The following is a 26,018-nucleotide window of genomic DNA, read 5'->3' as shown; positions in this document are numbered from 1 at the left end:
GTACAACGAAGAAGCTTGAGCTGACCTATTGGTCGGGGTGCAATAGGTCTAGATTAGAAAAAGTAGCTTGAGAAACCAACTAATCAAAACCTAATCTCTATTTCTAGGAGAGTTTCCAATAGTCCAGGTCTCTAACGCCCTGATTGGCGAGAACCTCGAAAGCTCATGATCAAACTAATAGGTAGAGTAAAAGGCGTTTTTCAAACAATCTGTAAACGCTTAGAAAAGCTTTCACCTGACTAGATCAAGTTGATTGCAACTGGGAATGCTGATGTTCGGCGCTTCACGGTGTTGTTTTCTATTCTGCTCGAACACCGACTACTGCGGGAATTGATCACCGAGACTTTGCTGGATAAGCTGAAGCAATTTGACTTAATAATTAAACCTTCAGACCTAAGAATTTTTTTTGAGACCAAGCGAGAGGAGAGTCAATTACTTGCCAAATGGTCAAATGCTACATATCAGAAGGCAGCTAGCAATGCAGTCTTGGTGCTAATTGAGGCTGGATTACTTCAACCAGCTAAACCAATCCTCGAAACTCTGAAAGCTTAATATAAGTACCAACCTGGTCTTTATTGTTTGTTTTCTTCAAAGCAAATGTGCAAACAGGAATACAGGCAGGCTCAAACGCATTATATTCAAGCTGTACTAAAGATGTAAAATGTGTCGTTTAGTCCAGGTCTAGCCCAGGGCTGTAACGGGCTTAAGACTTAACTTGAAACTTTGAGTTGGAGCAGAGGGAATCAGCCGTATTTGAACTTTCATAGGCTCAAGTACGGCTGATTCGCCAAAAAGTGGAATTGAGCCGCCAGAAGCTTCTCTCTACAAGGGTTCCAGCCTTAGCGACCAAAATTTCTCCATTTCTATACATAGGCCGATAGCGTCGATGACTTTTTGACGTAAATCAAGGCTATAGGGCTTGGCCATGACACGGGAGCGTAGAAAGGCTTCTCTTCTACTCTATGTCCTAATCCTCTTGGCTGTAGCTATATACACGGCTCGTTTCATACACTTCTATCTATGCGGTGTAGAATTTCACCGTTCATCCATATTCTAAATCTGCTATCTGGCTCCCTCGCCCTGCGTCTCCTCTGCCCCAGCAACCGGCTCAGCAAGATAACATTGCTTCCTGCTGCGCTTCCTGGTTCCGCAACATCGCCTCAACCAGGCTGACCGCCAACGGAGTGTAGCGCCTCCAGGTAGTCGATCGCCGCTTCCAACCGCGACTCATATCCGCAAGCAAACTCTTCAAACCAGCCTCCTTCGGTCGATCGGGGATCAAATTGCTTTAGCCATGCCTGCGCTTGCTCAGAAAGTTCCGCCCGCCGCTTGAGCCGGAGTTCTTCCAGTCGTCGCTGCTTCTCCTGCGCTTGTTTTTGCCGCCGTTGCTCGGCAGCCTGGATTTCCTGCTGTTGCTGCATCACCGCTGCCCGATCGCGTTCCTCATACCGAGACTTCATCTCTGCCAGCAAGGGATTTGATCCAGATTCAACGGGGCTGCTTGACGGAACTGGGCGGGTGGCAGGTTTAGTCGAGTGGTGCAGCAATTTCGTCTGGACAGATCGCCGGGTGTCCTGATCAAGATCCTGCAACAGGGTATCAAGCGATCGCACCATTGCCCCTGTATCTGTTGCCCCCGTATCCGATCGGACTGAAGTTGAGTTTGTCTGCGCTGTTTCTGGCTTTTCCGCTTCGGCTTTGAGATCGGCAAGCAGTTTATCCACCGCGTCCATATCAATCGCCCACTGCATTCGTCAATACTTCCGCGAGGCTCATATCCGCCATGTCATCCATCGTGATCGTGTCACAAATGTCGAACTTGGCCCCCACGCCTTCCAACTGGTCATCCAATGCGTTAAGAAACTTGGTAGCCTCAAAATCCGTCCCTACCTGGATAAACGAGATCGCCAATTCCTCATCTCGCTCCATCCGGCGCGTTGCTTCGATAATCGTTTCCACCACCGATCGGCGATCGTCCGGTGCGCCATCCGTCACAACCAGAATTGTTTCACCTGCTGGTTTCGTTTTTCCGGCAGCCTTGCGCTGGAAGTAGTTGTTCGCAGCATCCATCAGCACCGCAGTCAGATTGGTGTTTCCGACGGGATCGTTCTCCATGAAGATCTGTTCTACCTTGCTGGAAGTCACATCGTCATAGCGTTTGAACCGACTGGAGAACAAATAAACCGTAATTCCATCTGGGTCAAACTGCTCACACTTCCGCGCCAGTGCCAGAGTCGATTCTTGAGCAGCGTCCCAGCGGCTTTTTCCACCTGCTCGATCGCAGATAGACATGCTGCCGCTCTTGTCAAGAATCAACGTATAGTCCCGGTCTTTCATACAACACCTCTCTGACGTTCTGGTTGGCGCTCAGGCCGGATTTTGCTCTATCAATCTAGCCGATCGCAGCCCAACCTGGGTAATCATCTGCAATCCTTTTCCTTGCGGGGGTAAACGAAAATCTCCGCGATAGTGATGGATGAGCAACGAATACTTTTTCTTGCTTCACCCTGTGATGTCTTGTTTAGTACCGACATTCCGCAGGTTGACAAAAGGAATAATTAGGGGGTGTGGTTTAAGCAAGCTATAGCTGATTTGTGAAGTAATTGTAGAGGAGACGAAACAACGCAGAATGAGCCAAACGCCCAGCAAAAACAATTGCCTCATTCATCTGGGACAGGTGCTCGTAATCCTTGTTTAAGCGTGATACCGGCCTAATAACCAAGCAAAGTTCTTCCTCTAAGTGGTGAGGCATCATATCCCAGCGAACATTGTTTGCGCGGAGCCGATGTCAAGTGAGGAACGGCTGATGAATGCCATTGATATCACTGCTGGAAACGCCGGAGCGCAACTGTTTGAGCAATTGGTGTGACGGGTGTTTAAGACAACAAAACTAGCAGAGGAAGACGAACTGCTGTTTTAAACTGAGCAGGAGGTCAACAAGAACCTTGAAGAAGTCAAGTAACAATTGCTGAGCCATTCTAAAACCGAGCAATTGGTGTTTATGAAGGTTGAGACGAAGGAACGTAACAACGGGAACTACTGTCTCGTGCAAGTTTAGGAAGGTTTGCTTAAAACTTCAAAAAATCCCAAAACTTCCACGATAAGAGAGTTTAAGGGACTAGACCTACTGCTCGGGGTGCAATGGGTCTAACTCAAAACTTCGACTTCAGCCACCTGCTGACAAGCTTTACATCAACCCCAGTAAGTTTTGCAACCTCATCTGGATTCTTTCCTTCTGAGGATAGCTTCATGCAACTTTTCCTCACCCATTTGTAAACAGTTTCAGCATTAATACCTGTCAACTCTTCAATTTGATTGCAGCTCTTACCCTCAGCTCTTAACCGAAGGCAGTCTTGCTTGACTTCCTGTGAGTACATAGAGGGACGACCACCAGTGTTTACCCCCCGAACACCTGCTTTCTTAGCCCAATCCTTCACCCGTTGAGCAGGTACGCCAGTCAGCCGCGCAACTTCAAGCATTGTTTTTCCTTCTCGATATAACGACACGCAGCGTTGCTTCAACTCATCCAGGTACTTGGATTTGCGGCTCCTGCTCGGGCTAATTGCCCAACGCTTAATCAGCTTTATCGAAACTCCTGTTATCTCTTGAATCTGTTTAGGCTTGTTGCCCTGCTCTAGTAGTTGCAAACACTGCTGTTTCAGCCCAGACTGCAGAACCCAACTGAACACAGTTTGAGCAGGAACTCCTGTTAGCTCACGAATCTTCCCTGGAGGATGCCCTTGAATGTACAGAGCTATACACTGTTGTTTAACTGTACTAGCGTGTGGAAGCTTAATGATCGGAGCCCAAGCGGTCGGAAAAACTTGCTCGGGAGGCTGATGCAGTTGCCTTTGGATGAGTGACCCTAGTTCAAGACAGCCAGAACAGCTTTGACATTCCAAACGCTGACCAGGTGTGGGACAGTTGCAGGCTGGCTGCCAGGTTTTCAGTACCTCTTTCTCTGCCTTAATAAAGCTATCAACAGCTTTATGAAATTGTCTCCGCACAAACTCAGCCATGTTCAACTCCTTCTCCTACTAAACAACTGGACAAGCACTAAACCTTCAAACTCACCGGTAAGATCACTTCGCCGCCTAGAATAGTCACCCTATTCACAAGCTTCCTATAAATCACTTCTCGGTCTTCTTTTGTGCGTGTACGCCAGAAATTGATGTTCTTAGCCGTCGGGTGAGAGATGATGTACTCAGCTGTTCCGTCTAAAGTAAGCTCCTGTTTTGCCAAGGCTTTAGTTCTCTCTATTTTTGCAGTCAGTTCATCTTTTGTAGCCCTAAGGGAAGGGATAGAGGCATAACCCGGTACATTCTCGAGGTCGGCTAATATCTTCTCTAAAGTTGTTAACCCAGCTGGCTGACTCTGCTCTTGCAATGAGTTCTCAGGTTCCTGGCCAGTAGAAAGCGCTCGTGTAAACAAGGCATTAACGATAGCTTGGTCTATTTTCTCCAACCTCACGCACTTACGATTGCTGCATCCCCCTCCCGAATGCCTGCACCCGTAGTAGCTGTGTTCCGCAGTACGCTTGAGCACACACTTATAGCCACACTGACCGCAGAAGACTAGTCCAGTCAGAGCAAAGTTGGCCCCCTTGACCTGGCCTATATTTCTGGAGTTCTGCTTGAGAATCGCCTTGATCTCAGCAACCTCCTCATCGCTAATTAATCGCTGGTCAGGATGAGTATCACGATGTATCTCCCATGCACTGGGGTCCTGCCTGCGTCTGTTTTTAGACTTGTGATAAACCGTATGCCCTTGAAGCACAGGGTTATTCAGCCAATCTCTAAGATCACCACCGTAACTCCAAAAGAGCAATTGCTCAGTGAGGACTAAGTTTGTTCGGACTTCCTTAAAATGCTGCCTCATCTTCTATCTCCTCAATCATGACAGGCACGAGCTTGGTCTTGGCTTGCTTGGGCACTCCATAACGGCTGTGCAAGTATTTCAGGACTTGTCTAGGCCGTCTTAGGCTTAAAAAAACGTCAACTGCTTCACGAGCGATTTGAGCTTTGCTCCTACTAGCTAGACGCTCAGAACTATCCGGTTCGCTGTATAGCTCTAAATAATTCTCAGGTCTCTCCTCGAGCAAGCATAGAAAAGGTCTGTCGTCTAAAACGTATTTGTCAGTCTGAATTGCCCCACTGTAACTTTTAACGGTTGTATAGCCCCAGGGAGCTCTTGCTGCTGCTGCTCGCTTTTTTCGGCGGTGTTCAAAGCCTCGTGTGACCCGTTCCCGCAGCATCCGCCGTTCGTGTACAGCGAAGATTGCCTGCATATCAGCGCTGAGTTCTCCTGCTGCTGTTGAAAAATCTACCTCTCCTTGGTCCAACAATCTCAACTTGACGTTGGAGTCCTGCAGTAGCTTTTTCAGCTGCAGATACAGTGCTTCGTTTCTGGTCAATCTATCCCAGCGAGTAGCGATAATTGTTTCGACCTTGCCCTCACGAACTAGGTTGAGGAGTTCTTTGAAAGCTGGGCGTTCAACACTCGCTCCTGACTCAACGTCAGTGAAAATGCGCTCAACACCTGCTTCTTTAACTCTTGCAGTTTGCTGCGCTAAAGCATTTGAGTTCTGGGCCTGTTCACGGCTAGATACTCGTACGTATCCAAAATGACGATCGTGCATAAATCCTCTTAAGTCTAAAGAAAAAGGCTCTTTTCAGCTGGCACACTTAACTAAGTCCAATCGGTACCTAAGACCAAGTCCTGTTTTTAATCCAAGCAGCTAGGGTCATCTACTCTGCTGCCATAGCAAACGAAAGCCTGTGTCTTAGGCAGCTACTGGCATCGGTGATCAAAGCTTTGCTAAGGCCACTCAAACCCTTTGAAGGCTCATTCTCTTGAGTGGTTACACATTAGAGACAAGGGGTGCCAGAACTGGATAGGCTCATGGTATTAACCTAATGGTATTAACCTAAATGAATCTTACGAAAGTTACCAAATTTGTGCAAGTGTTATCCAAGTGACTCCTGCACAACTTCTGTTGAGAACTTCAGAGAATCAAGTTAGTTAATTGTGGTTCATAAATTTCCTCCAAAGAGACTAAGGCCGCAGCAATAGACCTCCAAGCTTTTTGGCTTTCGGGTGTGGCTACGACCTTCCTTAAGGGGCTAGGCAGTGTTTATTGTTTTGGTGCAAGCCTGTTTTAGGCTGCTAGCAGCATAACTACAACCCAGCCTGAAGTACAGGTCACTCTACATTTCTTCACAAAGTCTAATGCTTAGCCTCAGTCAGGTATCCCTCTAGGGACAATAACTCCTCAAGTTTAATCAGGTGATTCACTAGCTACTTCAGGCGGTGTAGATGGCTAGGTAAGAACATTTACTGTCCTACCAGCACAGCTAGGAGCTATCTACTCAATCACTCAGACTCGACTATGCAAATCTGGGAGTCGTCTTAGGTCTGGCTAATACTTTACATTGAGCCGTTGCTAGAAAAATGGCTCATTATTCATCGCGCTTAGCACAAGTGCTCTCTCAAATATGAATAGAGATAGTAGATCCTTTTGATATCCTCTCAAATCCGTTCAGGCTGCCTGTAGGGCTATTTTTTCTGTCTGAATTCACTGCTCGAAAATTGCTTCTTATGCAAATTACTCGTGCCCCAGAACTTTTAATTTGAGCGGTGATTTCTCGCTCTACTACATCAAATTTAGTTCTGGGGCACGGCACATTAAGATTATCTTGGTGCCCCAGAACTATGCTCTTGTAGGCAGAAATTGAGCCAAAAAATCTAAAAAAAACGATCCAAAGATGGACTTATAGGTGTACGCTTTTTAGTCGAGCAGCCGGATATTCAGTGCGAGTTGCTTAAAATCGAGATTTCAAACGGAGGATTAGCGGTCAGCGAGGATTTGTTAAGGCCGAAAAACTGGAAGCGCCACCAGTTGCCACTGGAGACGCTTCACCTGTAAACCCGGAGCGGACTGCATTCCACCGCGGGATGCTCCGGATCACACATCTAAACTATATATGCCTAGTCTAGACGATTCTTGCCCACATAGGGCAAGCAGTTCTGTTGTCGATTCTCAAACATCGCCTCATACACCTGCTCCCTTGTCTGTCGCAAGGCAACGTCTTGCCGAACACCATTACCAGGATCTACGCTCCTCCGGCTTAAGTGATAGCCAGATTGCTCAAACCGGGCACCGCTCCGTAGATAAAGCTACCGCTAAACAACTGGTCGGTATCGATCAGCCTGGCCTACTCTTCCTTTACAGGGACATCCATGGCAATTTAATTAAACGCAGTGACGGTAAACCGTTTCTGCGTTTAAAGCCTGATTACCTTGGTGGTCGGCCTGAGGGAGCACCGAAGTACCTCAGCCCTAAAAATCAGGGTAATAGACCCTACTTCTCGCAGCTTCTGGAAAACTGGCCAGGGGTGGCTAAGTCACCTAAGCACGATCTCGATGAGACCGAAGGTGAAAAAAAGGCTGATGCCCTCTGCAGCCATGGCATTGCAGCTATTGGTTATAGCGGGGTTTGGGGGTGGTTAGATAAAGAGCCTCGACTGGTTGAGCAGGTGCAGGAGCCTGCACAGCTGCTAGAGGATCCATTCGACCCAACGGACTTACAACACCTGTATAAGCTCGAAGAAAGTCGACCACTGCCCGAATTACAGGACTTAGTTTGGCCCAACCGCCGGGTGAATCAGGCTTTTGATAGCGATTGGCGTTTTAACAATGCTGTCAAGGCGGCGCTGTTTCATCGAGCACGGGACTTATACCGTAGAGGAGCCAGACCGCATCTTGTAGACCTACCTAACGAGGTTGATGGTGCCAAGAACGGGGTTGACGATTTTATTGTGAGGCACGGGCCCGAAGCTTATCGAGTACTGCGAGCTAATGCCCGCCCATCGCTAGTACCCAAAGGTAAAGGACAGAGTCGCCGGTTATGTCTCAATATTGGCGAGCCGACCAGTCATATCAAGGCGCTAATGGCTTGGTCTGTCCTCAAGGAACGGTGGGCTTATCGCCCGGCGTTAGGCTGGTACGAGTGGCAAGGCAATCGTTGGCAACCTCAGTGCAAGAATTGCTTCGAAGCAGAACTCATGCAGTTCATGGATGCTCAAGGCTGGCAAGACTACAGCAACGGGCAGCTTAATTCCCTAGTGCGCGAGCTAACTTCCCGCTTGATAGTGAAAGTTTGGTGTCCCGAAACTAAACTCGCTTTCAGCAATGGAACACTTGATCTCGTTAGCGGCGAATTTACAGACAAGCATGAGCCGCTCGACCGTCTCACTTCAGTCCTGCCCTACGCTTTTGACCCCCACGCTCACTGCTCAATCTGGTTAGCCTTTCTACAGGAAGCTACCGGCGACGACCGAGAAGTTATTAAGCTGCTGCAGGCCTGGCTGAAGTACGCTATCTTGCCTGTACCTCAGGACCGTAAGTCAGGAATTGAAAAGAGTCTGGACCTATTCGGCGCTAAGGGAACAGGTAAGGGCACCTTTCTCGATATCCTGGGTGCTCTGGTGGGGGACGAGAATGTGGGTCCAGCCAGCCCAGAGACCTTCAAGTCGGCCCAAGGTCTGGCCGCACTGGTGGACAAAACTCTAGCTATAGATCACGATTCGTCAGGGTTTCTGGAAAACGTGGGGGTCTATAACAAGGTGGTATCCAACGAACCCGTGGAAGTTCGGAAGCTCTACCGCGACAGCACAACAATACGCTTGGGCGTCAAGGTAGTCAGGAGCTATAACCAGTTTCTCCCTGTTCCCGATGGTAGCGAGGGTCTTGACCGGCGGCTAACAGTGGTCCAGTTCAAAAACAAACCACAGCATCGGGACGAAGACCTCAGCGAGAAACTGCGAAACGAGCTACCAGGTATCTTCGCTTGGGCTTGGGAACTGAACGTTGAAGCAATGAAGAGGCGTATTCTTTGGTCTGGCTCGATCGAAAGTGTTGCCCGAGCAAGTATCGAGCGCTTTGAGGCAAACAACCCAGTCTTCCTCTTCCTTTGCGAGAAATTTCCCAAGGGGAAGGCAGAGATCCAGGCTATAGAACTCTTTACGAGTTGGAGTGACTGGGCCAGAAACCGCGGGCATACTGTTGGCTCCCAAAACCGATTATCCGCAGCATTAAAAGCTCTGAATTGCCAGAAGTCACCTAAAACCAACGGCGTCTACTTTTGGAACATTCCGGATATGTCGCAGTTTGATGTGTCTTGCCATCTAGGCACCTTACCAACAGTGGTCGAGGACAATCTCAGGGACAATCTCAGGGACACCTCAAACCCAGAGTTGGAAAGCAATAGGGACACTTGGGGACACTTAGAGAGGCAAAGTAATCTAGAAGAGGAAGAAACCAGACAACAGGCACTAGCTGATCCACCAGCTTTAGAGAATTATTCTGACCTCGAAGTGTCCCCAAGTGTCCCTAAGCCTGATGAGAAGCGCAAAGCAGGTGTCCTGAGTGATGCAGATGGCTTGCGGCAGTCAGCTACATCTTCCTCCATAGATTTAGCCAAGCGCCTGCTAGCTTGCCGCACGTCAGCCGAGCAATCCACATTAAAAAGCAACACAAGCATTGAGAGACTGAAACAGGCCTACAATCGCTACCTCACCCCTGCGCAACGCTCCCTCATCAAGACGATCCATAAGCATGGAACAGAGCCTACTCTCTGTAGTGATTTTGCTGAGGGTGAGGTTGTTTGCTTGCGATACGAGCCTGGAAAACAAGGTCAGATCATCCGATTTTGCTCAACTGGTAGGTTCGAGGTGCAAATTGGGGCACGCACTGATTTTTACCGAGCCCGAGAACTGCTAAAAACATCCTTGAATGGGCAGAACGGATAGGTAAGTCCCGGCAAAGCAGTTGAGGTTACTGGTTGTATCTTAAGGTGAGCACCATGATGACGGTGGCTCAAAGAATTGAGTGAACAGAGAGTTGGTCAGCTGCAGCGAGTGGGATAAGAGAATCTACAACTTCACAAGCACCCTATTGTGTTTGTAGAAGACTCGATTAGCTCAAGGCTTGACGATCTGGATTACCCTGAGACTCAGAGAGCTTGAGCCACACACCAGAAGGCTCGTAAAAATCTAGCCGTTGCTCCAATGTATAGTGCCATTCACTAGTCAACAAAAGCCCTAGCCAAACCTCAACCAACGGCATCTCCAACCCCTGCTGCAACTCCAGCAGAGACACCGCTCTACTGGTAGCTAATCTCTCCAGCCATCCCACCACTGCTCGGGACCAAGCCGCAACATTCTCTGCATGAGCAACTGCTAGTGGATCAGATGCCTCTGTTGGGGCTATCTCATCCAGCGCTTCTAGTAAAACTGCCTTATCCACCACGCCAGCGACTGACTCGCCTGTCCCCTCTGCCCCGACTCGTCTGCGTCGCTGCTCGGGTACCGGTGGTTCTAGTAACTGGGCCAAGTCAAACGTCATCGTCTGTCGCACGAGTGCTGTCAACCAATACCCACTCACTACAGGTCCTTCAACCCTACCCCTGTCTTCCCAATCCCCTAGCAGAGCCCCAGAGCGCAGCTCATACAGCTGTACCATCTGCTCAATCGCAGCAGCAGCCACTTGTAGCCGGTTCTGCTCTTCTACCGTCGCAACCACTGCTTCCAATTCCCCTAGCAGCAGGCCAATATCAGCTCCCTCAGGATCTGCACTTGCAGCCTTGAGGTCCTCCCACAACTTGAGTTCCAATTGCTCAGTGAAGCTAGAGGTCATCAGGGGTGTAAGGGGCAAGGGCGAATCGGGCAGTTTTGGGGGTTCAACTCCACATGGCTGGCAAACTTCTCCAGCCGCAGCGGTTTCCCATCCTGAGCCCCATACTTGGCCGAGAACACTGCCAACACCTGCTGAGCATAAGCAGACAGCTGGCTCGGGGTTAAGCCAAAGCAGTGGACCGGTTCGATGCGCATTTTGCGCTCCTGACCAATCCATAACTCGGCACCGAGTGCATGCACTGGGTCGTCCACCCTAGCTCGATATAAGTGCAGCACGGTAGCCGGGACCGCCAAAATCTCAACCCGCTCGACCGCCAGTTCCCCACTGCGTTGCAGACGACGGCTTTGATTGAAGCGGTCGCGGTGACGGTAGTAACTGCGGCGGCGATTGTAGCGGTTGGCATCATCGGTCCAGCAGCCATCACCTTCGGGTCCGTGGAGCCGTTATGCTCCAGGGGCTGTGAGCTTGGCACAGCGTCGGCATTTCTCAGCTTGGGGACGAGGCATGGCACCGCCACTTGCAGCACCAGCAGTTTACCTCATCCTCATCTTACTTAGTCGTAGTATAGTCGTACTTAAGATAAACGATACTTATCCAACATTAGAGCGGCGCTGGGCCTGTAAAACTCGCCTTGGTTCGGGGCTACCGACGGGTTTGAAGTTGGGAGGAGATTAACGGCTCGCCTGATGAAAAAGGCGTTTTGCCTCCCATCCCTTTGATTTCCCTCAAGCATGACGGTGCCCAGACCACTGCTTTAGAAAGGTCACCTTCAGACTTACGCGGCTTGAGAGTGGAGGAGTTTCTCTCTGCTCGCTCGCCTCAAATTCTCGCAAGGCATACCATCAGGAGCTGCAGCGCTTTTTAGACTGGGCAAACCGCTCCTCGAAGGACATCACTCCTCGTGGTTCAGTTCAAGGAGCATCTTAAGGCTCAAGGTCTAGCCCCAACCTCCGTCAACCGAGCACTAGCCGGTCAAGAGCTTCTTAAGTTGGCTCGATATCCCCACGCTCTTGAGTTCAATCCTGCTCCTGCTGTGGCAATGGAAAAAGTCCCAGAGCTGGAGGCCCATGACCTTCTGCCCATCGAAGTGCAAGCACTCCTATAAGCCCTAAAGACGAAGAAAACGAATCAGCTCAGGGACCAAGCCATCTTCGCTGTTCCCACTCATGACCCGAGAGCCAGTGAGGTCTGTGACTTGAACATGAGGAATTTCGACGGGGTAAGGCTGCGAAATCGTAAAGCCAAGGCGACAGCACCGGGACGGTTCCCCTACTCCAAAAGGGACGAGAGGAGTTGAACCGGTACCAGACGATTTCAATATGATCCTCCTTTGTGTGCGAGAAGCCATGCTCTCTCGCCCTGACCTAAAAGCAGCTGTGTTTATTGGTGGTATGGAAGGGGTTGAGATTGAGTACGAAATGTTTAAGCGATTCCATCCTGAAGCGAAAGTGTTACCTGTAGCAGCACCAGGGGGCGCTGCACAACAGCTCGCGATAAAGCTTGAAGGCTATAGCGAAGCTGATCTAGAAGATGCTGACTTTGCTCATCTCTTTCACAATGAGTTAAATTTAGGAGTACTTGGGCATTAACCTAACAGTCATTTCTGTTAAGTTGGTTAATGAAGGAACAAATTCTTCTACCGCTCCTAGCTTTCTTCAAACAATCGACTTCCTCCACAGCAAAGGTTATTTAGGAGCAAAATTGTAATTAAGAACGTAATTGAAAAGAAATATTAGAAGATTTCAGGATGCTATCTCTATTGAATAATTGCTTTGAGAACAATAGATAATTGAGAGTTTTTGAAGAGAACAGAATTAGCTACGTAGCTGATTTTAGAATTTCTGGTGGTGAAGAGATTGCCCGTTCTACTTTGCTTTAAGTGAGAGCGCTACAACATAGGCTTTTCAAAAAAGGACCTTTTAGCTCTAGAAGGGAGTCAAGTATAATCGATCACAAACCCCATTCAAGCCTTATTGGAGAAGTCAGTGTCAGCGGAAGCACAAGTACCTACAAAAGTTTTTATCAGCTATAGCTGGGACTCAGAAACTCACAAAGAACGTGTGTTAATGCTGGCGAATACGCTACGAAACCCGTGGGGAATAGAAGCTGATATAGATCAGTATGTTAGAGCTAAACCTCCGTATACCCCAGGACAAGGATGGGATCTATGGATGGAAAAAAGGATTGAATGGGCTGAATTTGTTCTGATAGTTTGCACTGAAACATATAAGCGGCGATTCAGAGGAGATGAAGAGCCAGGGTTTGGTCGAGGAGTTACATGGGAGGGAACAATCATTAGGCAGAACCTGTATAACGATCAATTGAGAAACACTAAGTTTATTCCTGTTGTATTTTCTTCTCAAAACCTGGTTCACGTTCCTATTATCCTCACTGGGAACGATAAATATGTCCTTCAAGATGAAAAAAGCTTTAGAGAACTGTGTTACCGCCTCAGAAAAGAGCCGATTGTTGCAATGCCAGATGTTGCATCAGCGAAGTTGCCAGCACCGCCTGAACCCAAGTTCTTCTCTCCCCAAAACCCCTCGACAGAACCTCCACCAGTTCGTTTGGATGTTCCTGAAATTCAAGACCCAAATGCTACCTCTAAAGGACAGAAAACAACTGAACAACCACCACTCGACACTCCTAGAGGGGATTATACTTACCTGGAAGATCTGTTAAAGGCAGGAAGATGGAAAGAGGCAGATCAGGAAACGGATGAGCGAATGTGTGAAGTGATGAGGCGACAGAGAGCAGGCTGGCTGCGAAGTGAAGATCTCGAGCAGTTTCCCTGTGCTGACCTTCGCGAGATCGATCGCCTCTGGTTAAAGCACAGTAACGGTAGATTTGGCTTTAGCGTCCAGAAAGAAATTTGGCAGAAGTGTGACAGTCCAGAAGGTTACTATCAAAGAAAAGAATGGAAAAGGTTTGCAGAGGAGGTGGGATGGAAGAAAATGGGTGTGCTTGGTATAGGAGGCGACTGGAAGTCGAGGGATGAACACACTTTTTCATTAAAAGCTCCCCCCGGGCACCTCCCGCTGGTTCCTGTTTCGTTGTGGATGGCGATTGGGTGGGGAATGATGACTAGGGGGGTGTGGAGGCTTGGGAAGTTCTTCTCTCGCGTCCAGACTTGTAAACTGTAATATTCAATAGTTTCAGCTGTTCCCAAAGATTTGTAATAACCTTCTCGTCTAACGTATTACCTGCATTTCGACAATTCATTATCTGGTATCGAACTAAAACTTTGATAGGATCATTGCGGGCTGATGATTATAACAATTTGCCTCAATAAATGTTTTCGCTACTTCATAAATGTCTGGTGTTAGTTTCCACATATCCCAAAGGTCCATTTGCCAAAGGCTAGCCGATCGCTATCTGAACTTCCTCCTATCATCTCGAATTTGATGTTTCTAAAATCAACGTTGCCATACTGCCCATCTTGGTGTCAATGCAGGGTTTTGTGGTTCCTGAGAGAGTGAATATAATCGATCCGCAAATCTCATTCATATCTTTCGGAGGAGTCCGTGGCAGAGGGAGCTATTAGAGTCTTTATCAGCTACAGTCGAGATTCTGAGGAGCACCAGAAAAAGGTTCTGGGTCTTGCTCAAGCTCTACGAGACGATGGAATTGACTGCATGATCGACGAGTTTGTTTTATCGCCTGATAATTGGGATCGTTGGATGCTCAATCAAATTGATGAATCAGATTTCGTTTTGATCATTTGTTCTGAGAGGTATTATCGACGTTATAGGGGGCAAGAAGAAGCTAGTAAGGGATTAGGTGTTACTTGGGAATCAACCCTCATTATGGGGAGAATTTATGATGCTCAGGGAAAGAATGGCAAGTTTCATCCCGTCTTCTTTGGTTCTCCTGATAAAGCAATTATTCCTGATGGAATTCGTACCTCTTTTTACAATTTATCGCAATACGATTTACCTAATTTAGAGACAAACCCAGATCGCTTGAAAAATGATGGAGGTTATAAGGAGCTTTACAGACTTCTCACTGATCAACCTTTTGTAGTGCCTAAAAAAGTAGGATCACTTAAAAAACTAGAGCCGTTACATGGACAATCTGAACTCTTGACCGTTTCACCCTCGCAAGATGCTGATTCCTTAGCAAACTTGGTATTAGAAATGGATTCAGGAACATTACAGCAAAATCTAGTTAACCTGCAAAAGCAGGGGACAGCAGAAGAATGCAGAAAGGCGATTACACAAACATCTCAATGGTTGCTCCAACATCCAAACGAGTCCTATGTTCGTAATCAACTCCTTAAACTAGTTCAGTCAAAAGCAAAAGTAGATCAGCAATATCAAGTCATTGATCAAACAACTCTCTGGCTGTCAGAAAATCTTGAGGCTAGCAATTCATACACTCTGACGGAGTATCTGAAACTAGTGACCTCACAAGGAACACCAGAACAGGGACAAAATGCTGTTTCTCTAATATCAAAGTGGTTGGAGCAGGTTCAACCAAATGATCCTTACGTGCGTAGAAATTGTCTGATTCTCGCTAAACAAAAAGCTACACTTGAGGTGGCTCAAGAATTTCTTACCCAAACATATTCTTGGTTAAGTAAGAATTTAAAAGATTGTGATTCGTACATAATGACAGAATATCTTCGATTAGCGATCGAAAGCGGAACTACTGAGCAAAAACAAAAAGCTAAGGAGAAAGCTGCGAGTTGGTTAGAAAGTTCAGACAATTCTTATGTTCGTACTCAATATCTAAAGTTGCTAAAAATTGTCAGGTAAAGCTTCAATGAAGTTTTGAAGTGGGCCCAGTTAGTTGGCACCTTTGGAGCCTGCTCTAGGAGTACAAGCAACGATAGAGCTTCTGCTTCCTCAAAGTCCCGCTATTCTCACCAGCCGTGTCTTTGTCAGGAAGCCGCAATGGGTAGAGGTATTAGTCCTCATCATGGCTCTGACTCTATTGGCTTACACCTTTGGACAACGCAAGCTCAGGCACTAAACAACAACTGAGCTTGACAAACCAGACCTCTTGACCAGAAGCAGAAACCGACAGACAACCCTACGTTGCGCTGGGTCTTGCAAAAGTTTCAATCCATCTATCTGGTAACCCTCAACAGCACTCAACAGGTGAGTAATCTAACTAACGAGCGCAAAAAATTATCTGTCTGTTTGAACTACCTTATTGCCGCAAATATCTCCTCAACTAATTCCTGTTAACCCGCAGAATGTTGGGCTCTGAGCTTCAGCCCTCTATTCTTCAAGATTTGCAATATTATCTTACCGGAACCTGAGCCACTGACTGAGTAGCTTTCCAAACTCCTGCTTGTCGATTTTGTATTGCCTATTCACCGCCTTCGTAATTGTGTCTGGAACGTTGGTCGAGTTAGGTTCAGTTGGCGTTGTCTTTTGCTTAGGCCACTGAAGTTCCTTATCAAAAGCTGCTGAGATTTCTTCTTCCGTCCATAACTCAGTTTTCCACTCGCCAAGGTATGGAGTCATCTGCTGCTTCTTACTTGGTAGCTTTGACATAAGATGCTGGCGGAGTAAGCCTGTCACATAACTATTGTCATACTCTGTCCTGAAGCACGAATTTTTATACACTGGAAGAAGTCGATTGACGGTAACTAGAATCTGCTCGTTAATGTAGTTCTGTTGCATTGACTCAAAGCCATCATGAAATAGGTTATAAGGTATGGGAGGTATCGTTGATGTCCAGTTTCGCAGCGAGACAAAATCTGGATGTTGAACCTCATCACACACAATTGAACATTTCAGTGAAGACACGATGTACTCATATACACACCATCCTCGGCTCATATAATCAGGGGAATGAAGAATAACAACGTTTTTAATTAACTCGTTCATGTTCTTCATAATCTGTTGAAAGTCAGCTTCCTCACTTTTACTCCTAGGAATTTGCGGAAAAGAACTATAGTCATAGATGATGAAACAGTTTTCTAGGAGACATAACTTGGGCAATTGTTTTGCTAATGGATCAGGATGCTCCTTGGACTCCCATCTATGTGACACAAATAGAACAGGTTGTGTGAATTTGCTCTGCTGAACCTCAGCAACTTTTTGCTTCTCATCCTCATTCATCTCTGATAACTTCTTGCGGAGTGATCTAATCTCGTCTTCATATAGCACTCTAGAAGGACAGGAATAGGAAACCTTCACCTCTCTCTTGAACCATCCAGTTTCTACAATTAGTGCAGCATTCTTCACATTGCCAAATTCGCTGTTGATTACGGTTGCTCTCAATCTATTCCGCATTAACGCGATTTCCTGTTTTTTGCGAGAAAGCGATCCAGGCACAGTTATGTAGAAAGTGTCATAGACAACAAGCTCATTGTGATCAATCTCATCTAAACGCTTCTTGACATCGAGAAACTTGCTCACCTCACTTCTAAGCTTCTCGATGTGTTTTGAACCAAGCAGGTACTCGCGATAAGAAATTCCTTTAAAGTCTTGGCATCTCTTAAAGCTATGCCAAGTTCGTAGTTCCTCAACATGAATGAGTTTAACTGCATCCCAGTAATGTGGAATTTTATCTGATGTCATTTCATGAATGGGTTCAACTACATCCCCGGGATTTGGAATTTTATCTGACGTTATTTCATGGATAAGGTCAACTGCATCCCAGAGATTTGGAATTTTATCTGACGTTATTTCACGAATAAGTTTAACTGCATCCCAGGGATTTGGAATTTTATCTGACGTCATTTGACTTTTCCTCCTAATAACTTTTATCGCCGGCAACTAACAAATACTGTGAAAGACTCAACTCAACCGGTAAAAACATTGTGACGATTGTTTTGAACCTAAGACATTCCAGAAATATTGAATATGTCAATCAATGCCGAAAATGTCTCTTTTTGCCAATAAGTATCTGGGGAAGGGATACAGGTATTTAGAAACATCTGAATCATAGATCATCGAGTTAAGAGGTTGTGAAGCACAAGAAATCAATGTAAAGCTTGTGACAACTTTAGGAATAGCTATCCCTATTTGCTTGCTGGACAATCTCCATAAGTGCCATGAAGAGTTGAGTCCCCACAGCGAGAACAGGATCTGTCAAGTAACCAGTTTCTCGGTTACGGTCAACAATATATAGCCCTCCATAGGTAAGAACGGTGATCCTTGGCTGCTATGTCGGAGTCGTGTCTTGATGCTGCTCGACGGTAGGTGTACTTCCAACTAAGGATGCCGCAGCATCCATTACTTGCATAACGAGCGGACGAGTATAGGGATGATCTACGTTTTCCCAAATAAGCAAGCCAGCAACCCCTTTCATTCCATTTAGGTAACGCAGTCTACCGTCTGAGTAAGCTGCCAGCGTATCAACTCAAGTTTCTACAGGAATTTCAAAGACAACGCCATGCACCTCATTTGCTACCGAAGCAGACAATTCCTCTCCCATCTGTCGTAGCGCCTTCCATGCCCACAGTTTGTGACGTACTTCAGTTGTGGGGTCAGCCGAAATTTGCTTTAATCTCGCGATCACCGCGTCTAAGCTACCTTCGCGCCAGAGTTGGTAAGGCTCAGAAAACAAGCTACTCTCGGAATTGTATTGTGTTACCAACTCTTCAAGAGACTGATCAACAAACAATAGTTTCTTGTAATGTGCATCCTGGTTCATAGGATCTTAACTGAAGTGAACCGGTCTGTAGAAAAGGGAATAGGGGAGAAACCAGAGAGGAGTTCAACAAGCGTAGGGCAGTCAATTATCTACACAAGTGGGTGTATGCCAGCTTATCGCCCACAAAGTCAAGATCGAGAGCAACTACCCTGAGGCAAGCGTTCATAGACCTGAGTCGATAGAGGCAGATGGTTTAAGTGTTTGGTTGGCTGGGTAGGCAATAAGGTGGTGTGGTCAGCCAACCAGCATAGCAACAGAGTGCAGCAGGTGACCTGAGTACTGAAACTTAAAAACACTCTGATTCTGTAAGGTTGAGCCAATATTCATGTGGCTTCTACCAAGCTGAATCTGTTATTGGCAGCTGCGGTTATTCCTTAACCAGGTCAAGAGTCTCAATCTATAAGAAAATAGGTACAGAGGGGCGGACTCAATCTATGGAAACAGATCGGACTATTTTTCAAACAGAATGGATTGCTGTCAAGGAAAGCCCTCGAGGGTTTCAGTATCTGGAGCGCAAGGGTAAAAATTCCGTTGCTGTTTTTTTATTAAGAAGAACTAGCGGGGATCCACAGAAGTATGAAGTTTTGATTCGGCAGCAGCATCTCTGTATTGATAATCAGGAAGTGGATGGAGCACTAACCCTCTTTCCCTGTCCTATTACTGGAGCACTAGAGGAGGGAGAATCGCCAGAATCTGCTGCAATACGAGAAACCTATGAAGAAACTGGGTATCGTGTGCAGGTTTCTTCCTTTGGCAAGTACATCGTAGGCACTCAAGTAAATGAAATCTGTTACCTCTACTATGCCGATGTTACTGAGATAGAGCCTGATTTCGCTCAACAGGATGGCACCTACCTGGAATCGATCGGAAAAAACGAATGGCATCCTTTCCATTACTTAAAGAACTGTAACTATGCAGCCTGTCAGATTGGGTACTTTAAGTTGCAAGAGCAGCACTTCCAGTAGAATTGGTTGGCTTTCGATCGTGAAGCGATGATTGCTGATCGTAAACAATGTCAGAACTATGCCAAACCTAAGCGAAGAAAACCGTGATTACTGGATTAAACAAAGCGAGATGTTGCAGAGCACAATCGCTCGTATGGCAAACAACTCGTTAGAAGTAAAGAAAGTCGGCATCACGGTTTGGGCGGCGATCGTAGGGTTTGGGTTTACTAATCGAAATACTGCATTGTTTGTGTTAGCATTTGTCGCCTTTTTGCTGTTTGGTGTCTTAGATATTTATTACCTGTATCTGGAGCGGAAGTTTCGTGATAACTTTAACCGCCTCACTCGCATTATTGGGGGGTATGGAACTAATGAGGATGACGCATGGAGTGAGAGAGCTAAAGGAAACTTCTTGAAGCCAGATTCCTCAACCACATTCTTACAACAACTGCCTAGCACGCTTAAGTCTTGGTCAAACCTTCCCTATCTAATCGCATTTTTGATTACGATCGCGCTTCTAGTTGTGTCTCTACCAGCTGCATAGAGTGAATTACCAATCTGAGCTAGACAAATTGGGGAGATCGAGCAGTAATTATGACAACAATTTTCTTTTTCAGGGTTCATAATGATAATGGTCAAAGCCTCTTGGATCGCTATGTTCAGCCTGCTTGCAACCGTCTTAGCCTCAAGCTAACAGTATCCCAATCTGGTGCAGATCGTTTTGATTCATTTAGAGCAAGTATGAGCTCAGATTTAGTACTTTGGGATGGGTCTGTTGAACCTGGTCACGCTTACCATGCCTTCAGCGAAATACCTAAACAGCGAGGAAGCAAGCACATAATTATTAGCAGAACCTCGTTGCCACGCAATGTGCTGGCTTATAATCAGTTTGCCCCAATTCATGGTGAGGCATTTACAAACGAGGAGCTAGGAGAATGGCTCGACCAGTATCTATCTGCAATTCTTGCTGGTAAGCGTTTCACACCTAGCAGAGCCAAAAACTCTACCAGTTCAATAGCAAGCCAATATTGGATGTTTAGTAATGCTGCTGATGTATTTTTAAGCTTTCGTGGAACTCAGCAGAAGGCCGCAGAAATTTGGAGTCAAGAATTCGCAACGTCATCTGGTCTCAATGTTCGGATGGTGCCCGAAGCAGAATACTCATATAGAACAGAGTGCGTTACACATCAACAGATGTGGGAAGGTGTAGCTCGGTTAGGACATGAAATAACATCAACAAACAAAGCCGTTGTTTTTCTTACAGATGATTACTTCGATTCCTTTTGGACTTGCTCAGAACTACTCTTTTTGATTGATCGTCGAAGAAATTCAGACAAATCCATTCAAGGAGCTTATGTTATCCCAGACAAATCTCGTCCTGATTTGGCTCCTCTTTTTATTGAAACTTCTCAATTACCAATACCCTCATTAACGTCCACTCAATCCCATCGTTTATTCAAAATATTAAATAATAGCGACCCGCTCACAGTTGGTCCTGATACGCGAATTTCACCTTCAGGACCTAACAAGTTATTAGCTTTAGTGCTTCGCCCTATCTTTGGTTGGTACGACCCTGAATTTATGGAAGACTCTTTTTGGAAAACGGTTCGAGTGCCTTGTCCACACTGTCGTCCTCAAAATCGTTTCCCAGGGCATATTGATTGGGATAGGCATCTCAATTTGGCAGCCTGCGATCCAGAAGTTGACTACTTCGGGTACTTTCCTACTTCTTCAGAGCGACTTGCTAATAAAGTCGTCGAATGTCCGACCTGCCATAATCGAATTCGCCTAGAAAATAAGCGTCCTCCTAGAACCCTCTAGTGTCCCATTAAAACTACTGAGCGAGATCAAACCCGCTCTGTCGTTGAAGAATATCCAGTTTGGGAGGTTATCGTTTAAAGAATCTGTGCCGAGCTGACTACACCCATGTAGCAAAGTTGATATAACCTTTATCTTCACTCCAATCGTAAACTCGCTTCAGTTGAGAAAATTCAAAAAACTTACCTCTGTATTCTACTGCTATAGAATCACATCTATATGATGCTTTGAAGAGGAGCGCCGTAACAAGATTACTGATAGCAGCAACCATTTCCTGGAATCCCTGGGGCAAGTTCTTAAGGAAAGCCATCATGAAATGCAGTTGATAGTTTTAGTTTAAGAGAAAATTGAATGCTGCTTGGTAGCTCCAGTAGGAGTTTGAGGCGCTTAAACTTTGCCTCTCCAAAACTCTCCATTCCGACCCTCGTTTACCAAGAAGGCTATAACAGAAAGAGGTATTGCCTTCAGGAGAAACTTTTATGGCAGACCCAGTTACAACAACACTGACCGGTAGTGCGATCGCCACCTTAGCATTCCAAGAATTCATTAAGTCCGGAGCAGGTGAACTAGCGAAGAAGTTTTCGGCAGAGGCGATCGCCAAAATGAGCGAACTCCGTAAGAAGATTTGGGATCGGTTGAGAGGTAAACACCCAGCGGCAGAAGATGCATTGGCAAAAGCTGAAACTGGGGATAAGACTGCGATCGAAACTGTTGGAACCCTATTAGGAGTGGAAATGCTCGACCCAACGTTTGCTGCGGAGGTTCGGGCGATCGCCCAAGAAATCCACGCTGGAAAGCTACAAGATAACAGCAGCATGACTCAAAACAACTACGACAACGCCAAAGGGTGGCAAACCAAAGTCGAGGGTGGCACGGCTTACATTGGTGAAATTCATCAACACAATACTCCTAATCCTCCACAGCAGTGACTATCTATGGCTGATGAACTGATTCAGAAACTTAAACAATTGATCGAAGAAGATTTACAAACGGCACCTGCGGCGGCTTCGATCGAACAATTGGTTGAACATCTACAACAAGACAAGCGGTTTGGACAAGTTATCCAAAACAACTCTGGTGATGCCGTTGGATTTCAAGCCCTAGTCGAAGATGGCGGTGTTGCCAATATGGGCATTCACCTCCACGGCTTAGATGAGGAAAAGCTAACAAAGGCTCTCCAGTTATTTCTGAAGTCACTTCAACCTAAAGAAATCCCCAACAACGTCCCCCGCAGTGGCGTTGCCAAGTTCATTGGACGCGAACCAGAGTTAGAACGGCTTCACACGCAGTTGCAACAAGGCAACCTAGTTTCCATCTCCGCAGTTGAGGGCATGGGGGGTGTGGGCAAAACTGAACTAGCAATCCAGTACACTCAGCGATATGCCGATGTTTACACAGGTGGCATCGCCTGGTTATTTGCTAGGGAATTTAATCTGGGCACCCAAGTGGTGGGGTTTGCCCAGTCACAACTGAACCTGAAGATTCCCGAAGGGCTGGAACTTCCGGATCAGGTTGCCTTTTGCTGGCGCAACTGGAGAGAAGGAGAAGTGCTGCTGGTCTTAGATGATGTGGTTAACTATAGCCGCGATGTGGAACCCTACCTGCCACCCCCTGCCTCTAATCGCTTCAAGGTAGTAATGACCACCCGACTCACCTTTGGTCCCCCGATCCAATCTCTCTCCCTGGATGTATTGTCCCCAGAACAATCTCTGGAACTGTTGACTGTGCTAGTCGGGGAAGCACGGGTACAGCCAGAGCTGGAAATTGCCCAATCTCTTTGTGCCTGGTTGGAACATCTGCCCCTAGGGATTGAGTTGGTTGGTCGCTATTTGCTCAAACGCACGGATCTATCGCTAGCGACGTTGTTGTTTCGGTTGCAAGAGAAAGCCAAGCAACGCAAAGCAATCAAGCATGATGCCCTGCAACGAGATGAGGCAACAGCAACATCGACGGCAAGGCAGGGAGCAGAGGCAGCGTTTGAGTTGAGTTGGGAGGAGTTAGATGAACCCAGTCAACACTTGGGCAAGTTGTTGAGCTTATTTGCTCCTGCTCCGATTCCCTGGTATTTGGCAGAATCTGTGGAGAAGAAGTACTGTGAGAATTCTGAGGGGAGCAAGGAGTTTGATGTTGAGGGGTTCGAGAAGGCTAGAACTAAACTTCTGGACTTTCATTTACTGCAACTCTCACAACAACAAGCGCAAATCTATCGTCTCCATTCATTAATTCGAGAGTTTTTCAGAAGCAAGCTGGAGGATGAGACAGATGTTGCAGCTGGAGATTAAGCAAAACACAGAAGCAGAGCAGCTGAAACAGTCATTGTGTCAGGTAATGCTCCAGATTGCCTATCAGATTCCGCAATCGCCCACACAAGATTTAATTCTAGCAGCTACCCTTGCTCTACCTCATCTGAAAGAAGTAGCAACCGTCCTAACTCCCTGTATTCCCGATGAGGAACTAATTTGGGCATATGTTGGTTTAGGTCGTTTTTACCAAGGACAGGGAGCTTACAATCAAGCACAACCTTGGTATGAGCGATGCCTTGCCGCCATCAAAGTCCGCCTAGGTGAGACGCATGCTGATGTTGCCGGAAGTCTCAATAACGTGGCAGGGCTTTACCAGTCTCAAGGACGCTACAGCGAAGCAGAAGCGCTCTATGTGCAAGCACTAGAGCTGAAATGGCAACTATTTGGCAAAGTGCATCCTGACGTCGCGCTCAGTCTCAACAACCTAGCGTTACTCTACTATGCTCAAGGACGTTATAGCGAGGCAGAACCGCTCTATGCACAAGCCCTGGAACTGAGACAAGTGCTGCTGGGTGAGACGCATCCTGACGTCGCGCTCAGTCTCAACAACCTAGCGTTACTCTACTATGCTCAAGGACGCTATAGCGAGGCAGAACCGCTCTATGCACAAGCCCTGGAACTGAGACAAGTGCTGCTGGGTGAGACGCATCCTGATGTTGCTCAGAGCCTTAACAACCTGGCAGAACTCTATAGGTCTCAAGGACGCTACAGCGAGGCAGAAGCACTCTATGTGCAAGCCCTGGAACTGAGACAGGTGCTGCTGGGTGAGACGCATCCCGATGTTGCTCAGAGCCTCAACAACTTGGCGTTACTCTACTATGCCCAAGGACGCTACAGCGAGGCAGAAGCACTCTATGTGCAAGCCCTGGAACTGAGACAGGTGCTGCTGGGTGAGACGCATCCCGATGTTGCTCAGAGCCTCAACAACTTGGCGTTACTCTACTATGCCCAAGGACGCTACAGCGAGGCAGAAGCACTCTATGTGCAAGCCCTGGAACTGAGACAGGTGCTGCTGGGTGAGACGCATCCCGACGTTGCTCAGAGCCTCAACAACCTGGCAGGTCTTTGCCAATCTCAAGGACGCTATGGCGAGGCAGAACTGTTCTATCTAAGGGCACTGAGCATTGTGGTCGATTGTTTGGGTGAGAGCCATCCTACCACCATTACAGTGTGGCAAAACTTTGTTGAGTTGATCTCTCAGGTTATCCAAGCAGAGCAGACTGCTCTCCTTTCCGATCATCCCCTCGTGCAGCATACCCTCCTCCAACTTCAGTCCATTCCCAATCGCCCCTCCATATGAACCTCCACTCCTGCCTCCTCATAAAATATAAAATCATAGATTAAGGTCAAACATCATCGCCACTACATTCCTAGTCAGGCATCACCAAAATTTATCGCTAGTCTAAGCCGCTTATTAGAACAAGTATCAACTACCAAAACTAACTACAGAACAAACAAAAAATGTGATGACAGGGAAAGGTGATGTCAAACTTTGATAAACCAGAAGCTTCTAAAACTAATCGATTAAAGCAAGCTTTCTGCCAAGTCATGGCAGCAGAAGCGATCCGAATTCCTCAAACACCCACTCAGGCTTTAATCGAAGAAGTTACCCCACTCATTCCTCATATCATTGCGGCTACTGAAATAGATTCAATGTTGGATAAAGAATCCTTGATTGTTCCCCATACTCGTATCGCATGGTTCTACCAGGGGCAGGAAATTTATCCTCAAGCATTACTTTAGTTAGAACGATGTAGGAGCATTACGGAGCAACATTTGGGCAAAACACATCCTGAGTCAGCGGCTAGTTGACACAATTTAGCTGCGCTCTACAGTCTACTGGGACGCTTTACCGAAGCTGAAGCACTCTATAAGCAAGCGATCAATGTTCTAGAAAGCCAATTTGGTAAAGAAAACGTGATCGTTGCAGTTAACTTCAATGCTCTGGCAACTCTATACGACGCACAAGGGCGCTACGCCGAAGCTGAATCTTGCTTTCAGCGATCGCTGAAGATTCGCCAAAACCTGTTAGAAACAGACAGTCCCGATGTCGCAAGAGTTCTCAACAACTTGGCGTCGGTTTACAACAACCAAGAACGTTTTACTGAAGCTGAATCCCTACTAAAAAGAGCTATAGAGATTTACGATCATCAATTAGGCTTGGAACATCCTGTTACTGCTACTAGCCTCAACAATTTAGCAGAAGTCTATCGTGGTCAAGAGCGTTATTCTGAAGCAGAATTGCTTCATCAACAGGTACTTGCTATCCGGAAACGTCATCTAGGGAAAGACCATTTAGACATTGCTCAAAGCCTTAATAACTTGGCGATAACTTTGACTGCTCTGAAGAAGTTTGATAAAGCTGACCCCCTCCTGCGACACTCCTTAGAAATTCTTGAGTATCGACTAGGGACAGGGCACTATCAAGTTGCTATTAGCCTCAACAATTTAGCAATGTTTTACAAAGCTCAAAAACGCTATGAGGAAGCTGAACTTCTCTATAAGCGATCACTGCAAATCCTGGAAAAGCAATTATCACATAATCACTCCTTTGTAGTCTTTGTACAAGAAAATCTGAAGAAGCTTCACCGTCAACACGTGCCGCCCAAAAATTAAAGATAATTCCGCGATTGTTACTCTTCTT

26 protein-coding genes and 1 pseudogene are annotated in these 26,018 nt (G+C 46.7%); 17 read left to right on the top strand and 10 right to left on the bottom strand.

Going from position 1 to position 26,018, the window contains the following annotated elements; translation table 11 throughout:
* Positions 1 to 249: 249 nt before the first annotated feature.
* Positions 250 to 552, top strand: coding sequence for a BrxA family protein (locus H6F68_RS29940; RefSeq protein WP_190564259.1), 303 nt, complete (start codon positions 250 to 252; stop codon positions 550 to 552).
* 608 nt (positions 553 to 1,160) lie between these two features.
* On the opposite strand, the gene H6F68_RS28210 is transcribed toward H6F68_RS29940, so the two are convergent.
* Both H6F68_RS28210 and H6F68_RS28205 read right to left on the bottom strand, forming a co-directional pair.
* On the bottom strand, positions 1,161 to 1,751 hold the full coding sequence (locus H6F68_RS28210; RefSeq protein ID WP_190564257.1) for a salt stress protein, Slr1339 family: 591 nt from the start codon (positions 1,749 to 1,751) through the stop codon (positions 1,161 to 1,163).
* Positions 1,735 to 2,337, bottom strand: coding sequence for a VWA domain-containing protein (locus H6F68_RS28205; protein ID WP_190564255.1), 603 nt, complete (start codon positions 2,335 to 2,337; stop codon positions 1,735 to 1,737). Before H6F68_RS28205 ends, H6F68_RS28210 begins: the two co-directional genes overlap by 17 nt.
* A 406-nt stretch (positions 2,338 to 2,743) precedes the next feature.
* Between H6F68_RS28205 and H6F68_RS29540 the strand changes: the two genes are divergently transcribed.
* The gene (locus H6F68_RS29540; RefSeq protein WP_277876177.1) at positions 2,744 to 2,869 is read left to right on the top strand and encodes a hypothetical protein; all 126 of its coding nucleotides are present in this window, start codon (positions 2,744 to 2,746) and stop codon (positions 2,867 to 2,869) included.
* 283 nt (positions 2,870 to 3,152) lie between these two features.
* On the opposite strand, the gene H6F68_RS28200 is transcribed toward H6F68_RS29540, so the two are convergent.
* The 3 genes from H6F68_RS28200 to H6F68_RS28190 all read right to left on the bottom strand — a co-directional run bounded on the left by H6F68_RS28200 (position 3,153) and on the right by H6F68_RS28190 (position 5,638).
* Positions 3,153 to 3,647: a hypothetical protein gene (locus H6F68_RS28200; RefSeq protein WP_190564253.1), complete on the bottom strand. Its 495-nt coding sequence runs from the start codon at positions 3,645 to 3,647 to the stop codon at positions 3,153 to 3,155.
* A gap of 409 nt (positions 3,648 to 4,056) precedes the next feature.
* A complete protein-coding gene (locus H6F68_RS28195; protein ID WP_190564251.1) occupies positions 4,057 to 4,878 on the bottom strand; it encodes a recombinase zinc beta ribbon domain-containing protein in 822 nt (273 codons plus the stop codon).
* Positions 4,862 to 5,638 carry a recombinase family protein gene (locus tag H6F68_RS28190; RefSeq protein ID WP_190564249.1) on the bottom strand — a complete coding sequence of 259 codons (777 nt, stop codon included), beginning with the start codon at positions 5,636 to 5,638 and terminating at the stop codon, positions 4,862 to 4,864. Before H6F68_RS28190 ends, H6F68_RS28195 begins: the two co-directional genes overlap by 17 nt.
* 1,345 nt (positions 5,639 to 6,983) lie before the next feature.
* Here H6F68_RS28190 and H6F68_RS28185 point away from each other — a divergent pair.
* On the top strand, positions 6,984 to 9,809 hold the full coding sequence (locus H6F68_RS28185) for a phage/plasmid primase, P4 family (protein ID WP_190564246.1): 2,826 nt from the start codon (positions 6,984 to 6,986) through the stop codon (positions 9,807 to 9,809).
* A gap of 166 nt (positions 9,810 to 9,975) precedes the next feature.
* On the opposite strand, the gene H6F68_RS28180 is transcribed toward H6F68_RS28185, so the two are convergent.
* Together H6F68_RS28180 and H6F68_RS28675 are read right to left on the bottom strand one after the other, a co-directional pair.
* Positions 9,976 to 10,695, bottom strand: coding sequence for a hypothetical protein (locus tag H6F68_RS28180; protein WP_190564244.1), 720 nt, complete (start codon positions 10,693 to 10,695; stop codon positions 9,976 to 9,978).
* Complete coding sequence (locus tag H6F68_RS28675; RefSeq protein ID WP_206755573.1) at positions 10,695 to 10,889, bottom strand: hypothetical protein; 195 nt, start codon at positions 10,887 to 10,889, stop codon at positions 10,695 to 10,697. Before H6F68_RS28675 ends, H6F68_RS28180 begins: the two co-directional genes overlap by 1 nt.
* 72 nt (positions 10,890 to 10,961) lie before the next feature.
* Between H6F68_RS28675 and H6F68_RS28670 the strand changes: the two genes are divergently transcribed.
* From H6F68_RS28670 to H6F68_RS28155, 5 genes are all read left to right on the top strand, one after another.
* Positions 10,962 to 11,252 (top strand): hypothetical protein, encoded by a 291-nt coding sequence (locus H6F68_RS28670; protein WP_199300463.1) that lies wholly within the window; start codon positions 10,962 to 10,964, stop codon positions 11,250 to 11,252.
* A 344-nt stretch (positions 11,253 to 11,596) separates the two neighbouring features.
* A complete protein-coding gene (locus tag H6F68_RS28170; RefSeq protein WP_190564242.1) occupies positions 11,597 to 11,800 on the top strand; it encodes a hypothetical protein in 204 nt (67 codons plus the stop codon).
* Positions 11,801 to 11,927: 127 nt separating this feature from the next.
* Entirely contained in the window at positions 11,928 to 12,284 is a 357-nt protein-coding gene (locus H6F68_RS28165) for a hypothetical protein (protein ID WP_313930279.1), read from the top strand.
* A gap of 396 nt (positions 12,285 to 12,680) precedes the next feature.
* The gene (locus H6F68_RS28160) at positions 12,681 to 13,838 is read left to right on the top strand and encodes a GUN4 domain-containing protein (RefSeq protein ID WP_190564239.1); all 1,158 of its coding nucleotides are present in this window, start codon (positions 12,681 to 12,683) and stop codon (positions 13,836 to 13,838) included.
* Positions 13,839 to 14,219: 381 nt separating this feature from the next.
* The gene (locus H6F68_RS28155) at positions 14,220 to 15,452 is read left to right on the top strand and encodes a toll/interleukin-1 receptor domain-containing protein (RefSeq protein WP_190564236.1); all 1,233 of its coding nucleotides are present in this window, start codon (positions 14,220 to 14,222) and stop codon (positions 15,450 to 15,452) included.
* 495 nt (positions 15,453 to 15,947) lie between these two features.
* Here the strand turns inward: H6F68_RS28155 and H6F68_RS28150 are convergent, their stop codons facing one another.
* The 3 genes from H6F68_RS28150 to H6F68_RS28140 all read right to left on the bottom strand — a co-directional run bounded on the left by H6F68_RS28150 (position 15,948) and on the right by H6F68_RS28140 (position 18,309).
* Positions 15,948 to 17,393: a hypothetical protein gene (locus H6F68_RS28150; protein ID WP_190564234.1), complete on the bottom strand. Its 1,446-nt coding sequence runs from the start codon at positions 17,391 to 17,393 to the stop codon at positions 15,948 to 15,950.
* A 424-nt stretch (positions 17,394 to 17,817) separates the two neighbouring features.
* Positions 17,818 to 17,964 (bottom strand): hypothetical protein, encoded by a 147-nt coding sequence (locus H6F68_RS28145; protein WP_190564231.1) that lies wholly within the window; start codon positions 17,962 to 17,964, stop codon positions 17,818 to 17,820.
* 51 nt (positions 17,965 to 18,015) lie between these two features.
* Positions 18,016 to 18,309 (bottom strand): hypothetical protein, encoded by a 294-nt coding sequence (locus tag H6F68_RS28140; protein ID WP_190564229.1) that lies wholly within the window; start codon positions 18,307 to 18,309, stop codon positions 18,016 to 18,018.
* A 434-nt stretch (positions 18,310 to 18,743) separates the two neighbouring features.
* Between H6F68_RS28140 and H6F68_RS28135 the strand changes: the two genes are divergently transcribed.
* The 9 genes and pseudogenes from H6F68_RS28135 (at position 18,744) to H6F68_RS29935 (ending at position 25,990) form a co-directional block, all read left to right on the top strand.
* Positions 18,744 to 19,274 (top strand): NUDIX domain-containing protein, encoded by a 531-nt coding sequence (locus tag H6F68_RS28135; protein ID WP_190564227.1) that lies wholly within the window; start codon positions 18,744 to 18,746, stop codon positions 19,272 to 19,274.
* Between the two features lie 133 nt (positions 19,275 to 19,407).
* Positions 19,408 to 19,797: a hypothetical protein gene (locus H6F68_RS28130; RefSeq protein WP_190564225.1), complete on the top strand. Its 390-nt coding sequence runs from the start codon at positions 19,408 to 19,410 to the stop codon at positions 19,795 to 19,797.
* Between the two features lie 50 nt (positions 19,798 to 19,847).
* Positions 19,848 to 21,074, top strand: coding sequence for a hypothetical protein (locus H6F68_RS28125; protein ID WP_190564223.1), 1,227 nt, complete (start codon positions 19,848 to 19,850; stop codon positions 21,072 to 21,074).
* Positions 21,075 to 21,550: 476 nt separating this feature from the next.
* On the top strand, positions 21,551 to 22,000 hold the full coding sequence (locus H6F68_RS28120) for a hypothetical protein (RefSeq protein ID WP_190564221.1): 450 nt from the start codon (positions 21,551 to 21,553) through the stop codon (positions 21,998 to 22,000).
* A gap of 6 nt (positions 22,001 to 22,006) precedes the next feature.
* Positions 22,007 to 23,353 (top strand): NB-ARC domain-containing protein, encoded by a 1,347-nt coding sequence (locus H6F68_RS28665; protein ID WP_199300461.1) that lies wholly within the window; start codon positions 22,007 to 22,009, stop codon positions 23,351 to 23,353.
* A complete protein-coding gene (locus H6F68_RS28660) occupies positions 23,334 to 24,674 on the top strand; it encodes a tetratricopeptide repeat protein (protein WP_242065697.1) in 1,341 nt (446 codons plus the stop codon). The genes H6F68_RS28665 and H6F68_RS28660 overlap by 20 nt, the downstream gene beginning before the upstream one ends.
* Before the next feature lie 182 nt (positions 24,675 to 24,856).
* Positions 24,857 to 25,117 (top strand): hypothetical protein, encoded by a 261-nt coding sequence (locus H6F68_RS28110; RefSeq protein WP_190564219.1) that lies wholly within the window; start codon positions 24,857 to 24,859, stop codon positions 25,115 to 25,117.
* 78 nt (positions 25,118 to 25,195) lie between these two features.
* A pseudogene (locus H6F68_RS28105) lies at positions 25,196 to 25,783 on the top strand (tetratricopeptide repeat protein); the annotation flags it as partial.
* Positions 25,766 to 25,990, top strand: a complete 225-nt coding sequence (locus H6F68_RS29935) for a tetratricopeptide repeat protein (RefSeq protein ID WP_399315343.1) — start codon at positions 25,766 to 25,768, stop codon at positions 25,988 to 25,990. The pseudogene H6F68_RS28105 and the gene H6F68_RS29935, both read left to right, overlap by 18 nt.
* Positions 25,991 to 26,018 lie beyond the last annotated feature (28 nt).

This window comes from Trichocoleus sp. FACHB-262 (assembly GCF_014696035.1).
Lineage (GTDB): Bacteria > Cyanobacteriota > Cyanobacteriia > FACHB-46 > FACHB-46 > Trichocoleus.
Note: the sequence above shows the minus strand (reverse complement) of the source record. Positions and strands in the feature narration are given on the sequence as shown.